Source organism: Candidatus Phytoplasma sp. AldY-WA1 (assembly GCF_020312115.2).
In the GTDB taxonomy this organism is placed as follows: Bacteria; Bacillota_I; Bacilli_A; order Acholeplasmatales; family Acholeplasmataceae; genus Phytoplasma; species Phytoplasma vitis.
Genome location: NZ_JAHRHX020000037.1, coordinates 1 through 5656, shown reverse-complemented (window position 1 = coordinate 5656; position 5656 = coordinate 1). Strand labels below are relative to the sequence as shown.

7 protein-coding genes are annotated in these 5656 nt (G+C 25.8%); 6 read left to right on the top strand and 1 reads right to left on the bottom strand.

Annotation, left to right across the window (positions count from 1 at the left end):
- Positions 1 to 1659 (bottom strand): reverse transcriptase domain-containing protein (locus KTO59_RS03220; protein ID WP_284928604.1); only part of this gene is annotated, 1659 nt, incomplete at its 3' end.
- Positions 1660 to 2083: 424 nt separating this feature from the next.
- Here KTO59_RS03220 and KTO59_RS03215 point away from each other — a divergent pair.
- The 6 genes from KTO59_RS03215 to KTO59_RS03190 all read left to right on the top strand — a co-directional run bounded on the left by KTO59_RS03215 (position 2084) and on the right by KTO59_RS03190 (position 5121).
- Positions 2084 to 2482 (top strand): hypothetical protein, encoded by a 399-nt coding sequence (locus KTO59_RS03215; RefSeq protein ID WP_284928603.1) that lies wholly within the window; start codon positions 2084 to 2086, stop codon positions 2480 to 2482.
- Positions 2482 to 3342: a hypothetical protein gene (locus KTO59_RS03210; RefSeq protein ID WP_284928602.1), complete on the top strand. Its 861-nt coding sequence runs from the start codon at positions 2482 to 2484 to the stop codon at positions 3340 to 3342. Before KTO59_RS03215 ends, KTO59_RS03210 begins: the two co-directional genes overlap by 1 nt.
- Positions 3339 to 3671: a hypothetical protein gene (locus KTO59_RS03205; protein ID WP_284928601.1), complete on the top strand. Its 333-nt coding sequence runs from the start codon at positions 3339 to 3341 to the stop codon at positions 3669 to 3671. The genes KTO59_RS03210 and KTO59_RS03205 overlap by 4 nt, the downstream gene beginning before the upstream one ends.
- 1 nt (position 3672) lies before the next feature.
- Positions 3673 to 4254 (top strand): lambda-exonuclease family protein, encoded by a 582-nt coding sequence (locus KTO59_RS03200; RefSeq protein WP_284928600.1) that lies wholly within the window; start codon positions 3673 to 3675, stop codon positions 4252 to 4254.
- A 252-nt stretch (positions 4255 to 4506) separates the two neighbouring features.
- Complete coding sequence (locus KTO59_RS03195; RefSeq protein ID WP_284928599.1) at positions 4507 to 4707, top strand: hypothetical protein; 201 nt, start codon at positions 4507 to 4509, stop codon at positions 4705 to 4707.
- A 78-nt stretch (positions 4708 to 4785) separates the two neighbouring features.
- Entirely contained in the window at positions 4786 to 5121 is a 336-nt protein-coding gene (locus KTO59_RS03190; RefSeq protein ID WP_284928598.1) for a hypothetical protein, read from the top strand.
- The last annotated feature ends 535 nt before the right edge of the window (positions 5122 to 5656 follow it).

Sequence of the window (5656 nt, the reverse complement as noted above, 5' to 3'; positions counted from 1 at the left end):
CTTCGTATGATGAATTTCTAATGAAATTCCTTCTACTAAACAGTTTTCACATTTAACAGTTTGCAATCTATCCGTTAGTTTAGTTCTACTTTTATAGGTATTTGTGTTTATTGTTAAGTTTGTATCTTTATTTTGATACTTCCTTAATTTTTTCACAAATTCCCAACTAAATAGCGACCATACCTCATATTTGGTTTTGTTTTTGGTTTCGTATTTGATTCCAAAACTTTTCCCTACTCGATATTTCTTCCGAACTTTTGCAAGTGAGCATTTATCCTTTCCAGCAAGAGTTTTTAATAAAGAATATGTCGCGTAATAATACCATTTGCCTAATTGAGAGATGTTTGAGATATAGCTATAATACTTTATGTATCCGTTCATGATTGCTTTATAAGTTCTTATTATTTCTAGTTTCTCAAAACACACTAAAGTTTTATCGTGGATAACTTTCTTATTTTTATTTATCCATACTACTTCTCTAGCTTTTTCCTCAATTAGCTTTTTCCCCATCTTAAGTTGTGGTTTTCCATTTAGACTGGATCTCGTTAACTTGTTTTTAAGTTCTTCTTTCGTCGGGTTTACCGATAACTCGTATCCTAGGAATTCAATCCCCTTTTTCGTCTTTTGGATCTTCGATTTGTCGCTTGAAACTTTTAGTTTCAATTTTCCTTCGATAAATTCCACTACCATTTTCTTTATTTGATGTGGTAATGTCTTACTTTGGCAACTTATTCCAATAATGAAATCATCTGCGTATCTTAAATATTCGATTCGAATTGGTTTATGTTCGTAAATTTGAGTTATCTTCAATTCTTTTCTTAGTCTGTTAACTTTCTCTTTATCCTTTTCTTTTTTAGCTTTATTAATATCCTTACATATCTTTGTATATACAGGATTATCTTTTACTTTCATGAATTTGGATAGTTCTTTTTGGAGGTTTTTTATATATTTATCTAATTCATTCAAAACGATATTTGATAAAATAGGTGAAATAATTCCTCCTTGAGGTGTTCCCTCTATGGTTTTTATGTATTGTCCTTGTTTCATGAATCCACTTTTTACCATTTTAGCAACTAGTCTTTTAACTTTATATTTTGAGATGTCTTTGTCAATGACTTCATATAGCACTTTATGATTTACCGTGTCAAAAAATTCTTTTAAATCGATTTTGATAAACCAATTAATCCCTTGAAATCTTTGTTGAAAGTGTTTTAAGCAATCATGGGTTGATTTTCCAGGTCTGAATCCATAGCTGAATTCAGAGAATTTCGGTTCATAATATGCTTCCAACTGTTTTCTTATTACCTCTTGGACCGTCCTATCCTTAATGGTAGGAATGCCTAAAGGTCTTAATTTGCCATTTGGTTTAGGAATTTCTATTCTTTTTACTGGTGAAGGTTCATATGTTCCTTCTCTAACTTCTTTATTCCACTTTTGAAGTTTCTTTAAATCTACTCCGTCGATGGTCTGAAAGTCAATTCCAGCTGTACCTGCTCCCTTATTGGTTGCTACTTTTCCAAAAGCTACATAATAGCTTATGATATTGTTGGTTATCCATTGATAAGTTCGCTTCGATACGTTCTTGTTATCTTTTGATTTCGTCTCAATTCTGTTTAAATGAGTAGTTAGTTTTGAAATTTTACTTTCATTTGATAGCATATAGCCACCGCCCTTCTACGTCTTTAAACCCGAAATATTATTTCCTCTTTCGCCCTATATCATGCTTTCCATGACTTCCTGTTTGGGCGATTATCTGAATTATTCCAAATTCAGTTTTACTCCAACGACTACTATGATTCTGCTTTTTCCTTGAATCCATAAGACTTTTTATCTTCTTATGTTTAGGTTTTAACCTTGATTTTTAGGAAGATCCAAGTTACTCTTATTAACTACGTGAATTCTTTAGGGACGCTGACCTTGGCATTAACTTATGAGTTTGTACCTCTTAAGGTAGGTATGTCCTGCTCCATCAAAATGGAACCAGTTAAAAAGTTAATTTAAGTTAAACTATTTATTAAAAAAAATAGTTTGACTTATTTTTTTTGTTTCGAAATAGTCAAACTTAAAAAGGAGATTTTAAAAAATGAAAAAAATTTTTAATTTAAAAGAAATAATTAATTTTTTGATTCAAAATAGTTATTTTAAAATTCGTTTATTCAATCAAAAAACTAATTATAACTTGGATAACAAAACATTATATCTTAATTATACTGACCTTTATGAAACTATCATGATGTTAAAAAAAATAGAAAATCCACCTTTTAAAATTCAAATTGATTTTCTAATAGATAAAAATTATACTTTTGATATTTCAAATAAAATTTTATATTTAAAAAAAGAACCCGAAATAAATCCGATGTTTGCTTTAAATGAAAAATTATATCAACAAACATTCGGTCATTCCCAGTCTCCACACAAAGATGCTTATTCTGATTTAATCGAAAGAACTCGAAAAAATTTTTTCGGAAATAATGATTTCTAATGAAAAAAACACAAAATAATGAAATCATCTTTAATTACAAAGAAGAAATTAAAAATAAAATAAAAAATTCACCAGAATTAAAAAATTGGATTTATGGCAAAGATTATCACGAAGAAGATTTAATTACCATCGGCAATTATTTAAAAGATGAAAAAGAAACGCCTTTTGGTTATCAATTAATTTTGAAAACGAAACCATATATAGAGATGGTTTATAAAGAAACCAACCAAATGATATTTTATAATTTTAAAAATAAACTTCAAAAAATCCATTCTTTATTTAATCAAAGTTTAGATTTAGAAAATTTAAAACAAATTAATATTGAAAATTTTGAAGGAAAAATAGTTAAAAAATATTGGAACAATTTTGAAAGCGAACAAAAAAAACCTAGTTTATATATCTATGGCGATTTTGATACTGGTAAAACATTCTTCTTTAAATTAATGATGAAATATTTTTTAAAAGAAAAACAAGATTTCTTATTTTTATTTCTACCCGATTTACCTAGACAATTTAAGTCAGGATGGTTTGATGAAGAATTAAGCCATAAAATGGATTATTTAAGAAACATTCCTTATTTATTTCTAGATGATTTAGGAGCGGAAAATTTAACGGTTTATTTTCGCGATGATATTTTATATCCTCTTTTAAATGCTCGTCAAGAAAAAGGATTAATTACTTTTATTAGTAGTAATTTAAGTATCGAACAATTATTAGAACATTTGCAAATTACTAACGATAATAACCAAATTATGAAAGCTTTTAGAATCATTAATAAATTAAAAAAAATGTGTCAATTGTATAATTTCGATTTGACTCATAATAATTTAAATCAATCTCAAAAAGGATTTTTAAAATGAAAAAAGACCTTAAAAACCAAATAAAAGAATATGAAGCATCATCACAAGTGTTAACAAAAATGGCACAAGATTTCACAATAGAAGCTCAAAGTTTTATAAAACACACAAAACCATACACAATAATCCAAGAATACAAAGACAACATCAAATACTCAAAAAAAATAAAAAATTCACCAGAATTAAGACAAATGTTTTCAGTCGCAGCCAAAGATTATAAAACACAAGCACGAAAACGAACAGTAGAAGCTCAAAATTATAAAACATTAGTCCAAGAATACAAAGACAAAATCAAATACTCAAAAAACAAGAATCTCAAAAAGGATTTTTAAAATGAAAATTAATTTAAAACAAAATAGCTGGGCCTGGTTCCAACATCGTAAAAATTTTGTTAATGCTTCCGAAATAGGAACCATTATGGGTTTAAATCCTTACGAAACAAAAGAAAACTTAATTAAAAAAAAAATATTTAAAGATGGTGTTTTTATTTCTAATCCAGCAATGGAACACGGTAAAAAAACGGAGCCAAAAGCAAATTTATTCTTTTCAGTTAAAACAAAAAGAAATTATGAGCCCGCAGTATTTACGAAAGATATTTTTTCCGCTTCTTTGGATGGATACCATGAAGCAAGTAATACTATGTTAGAAATTAAATGTCCTTTGGATAAAAATAGTTCCTCATGGAAAGATTTTTTTGAAAAAAACATTATTCCTCCTTATTATTGGGCGCAAATTCAATGTGGGTTATTTTGTTCTGAAAGTAAAAGTGCCTTTTTTTTAGTGTACTTTAATCCTCAAGAATATTATCTTCAAGAAGTATTTTTAAAACCTTCTTTTATTGAAGAGATGAAAATTAAATGTCGTGAATATCAACAAATATTAAAACAATATCAAGTTTTAACGAAAGAAGATTAAAAATTAAAAATAAAAAAAACATTTAGAAAAAAAATTTTTTATGATGAATCTACAATTGTTGCATTTAAAATTTCAAATGCTTTAAAAAAAGCGGTTAAACACATTAAATTAACTTAATTTAACTAAATAAAAATAATTTAACTTTTCCGCTTTATAAAAGGATATAAAGTTTTTTTAAACGAAAAGAAATCTCCTTTTTGGCTTTATATTCTTTTATAAAGCGGGAAAGTTCAAAAGAAAGGAAGGGAAAAAATGCCTTTATCTGTAATTAGTTATTTTTCAAAAACTGATGAAACTAAAACAGTTGAAACAGTACCAGCAACTACAAAATCAGCAAAAACTGATACAAAAGATGCAACTGCAAAATCTGACAATAAAAAAGATGAATCATCTAAACCAGTTGACGAACATGAAAAATATTACGGAAAAAAAGGACCAAGTGCAGATATATAATATAAAAAATATAAATCTATTAAAAAATAATCATTAGTCAATTTTAAAAACTAAAATTCAAAAGAAAGGAGAAAAATCATGGAAAACATCAAAAATAAAAAAATCAAAAAAATGAATAAAATTTATTTAAGTTTTACTATTTTATTTGTAGTTTTAATTTCAATTGGTAGTATTTTTGCTTTAAATTATTTTTTCACTCAAAAAGATGAAAAAATAGATTTCGAAACTAATTTACCAAAATTCACTGTTGATCGAATTGAAGGAAACAACTTAGATAAAAAATTATTATTAATTAGTGTTCCTATATTAAGCGACAAATACGTTCATGACATCAAAATTAAACATGAAGGTACATTAAATATAAACGGATGTAATGTAGATGTACCGTTATTCTTGAAATTCGCAGTGTTATAAAAAATTGTAAATGTTTTAAATTCATCTTAAAGACTATATTTTTTGCTTTTAAATTTATTTATTTTATAATCTATAATGACAAATCTATATTTTTTTATAAAAAAATATAAAATTCTATACACTATATATAACACCAAAAAAGAGATTTTGATACCTCTTTTTTAAAATTTTTTTTATTTTTTTTATTTGGTTTGGATGATATGGTAAAAAAAATTTATTTTTTTTATAAAATGATAAAAGTTGTTGATTTTTTTTATTATTTTAAAAAAATAAAATTAAAAAATCACCTTACATATATATAACCGCCGAAATGAGTCAAAAAAACGGAAAAAAAATTCATTTTGTTTAAGAAAATTTAATTTAGTGTTTTTTAAAATTGTTATTTGATAAAAATTCAATCGGTGATTGGTTGTTTAATTTCGATAAAATCCAATTATTGTTATAAAAATTAGCAAATCTTTCTAATTTATAAATTGTTGGTTTTTTAAAATAACCTTTCATGATTGAGAAAAAATTTTCAATAACAGCATTGTCA

What these genes read in the sequence shown, in the direction of transcription:
- KTO59_RS03215 (WP_284928603.1), top strand. Translation starts at nt 2,084, where the DNA reads ATGAAAAAAATTTTTAATTTAAAAGAAATAATTAATTTTTTGATTCAA.
- KTO59_RS03210 (WP_284928602.1), top strand. Translation starts at nt 2,482, where the DNA reads ATGAAAAAAACACAAAATAATGAAATCATCTTTAATTACAAAGAAGAA.
- KTO59_RS03205 (WP_284928601.1), top strand. Translation starts at nt 3,339, where the DNA reads ATGAAAAAAGACCTTAAAAACCAAATAAAAGAATATGAAGCATCATCA.
- KTO59_RS03200 (WP_284928600.1), top strand. Translation starts at nt 3,673, where the DNA reads ATGAAAATTAATTTAAAACAAAATAGCTGGGCCTGGTTCCAACATCGT.
- KTO59_RS03195 (WP_284928599.1), top strand. Translation starts at nt 4,507, where the DNA reads ATGCCTTTATCTGTAATTAGTTATTTTTCAAAAACTGATGAAACTAAA.
- KTO59_RS03190 (WP_284928598.1), top strand. Translation starts at nt 4,786, where the DNA reads ATGGAAAACATCAAAAATAAAAAAATCAAAAAAATGAATAAAATTTAT.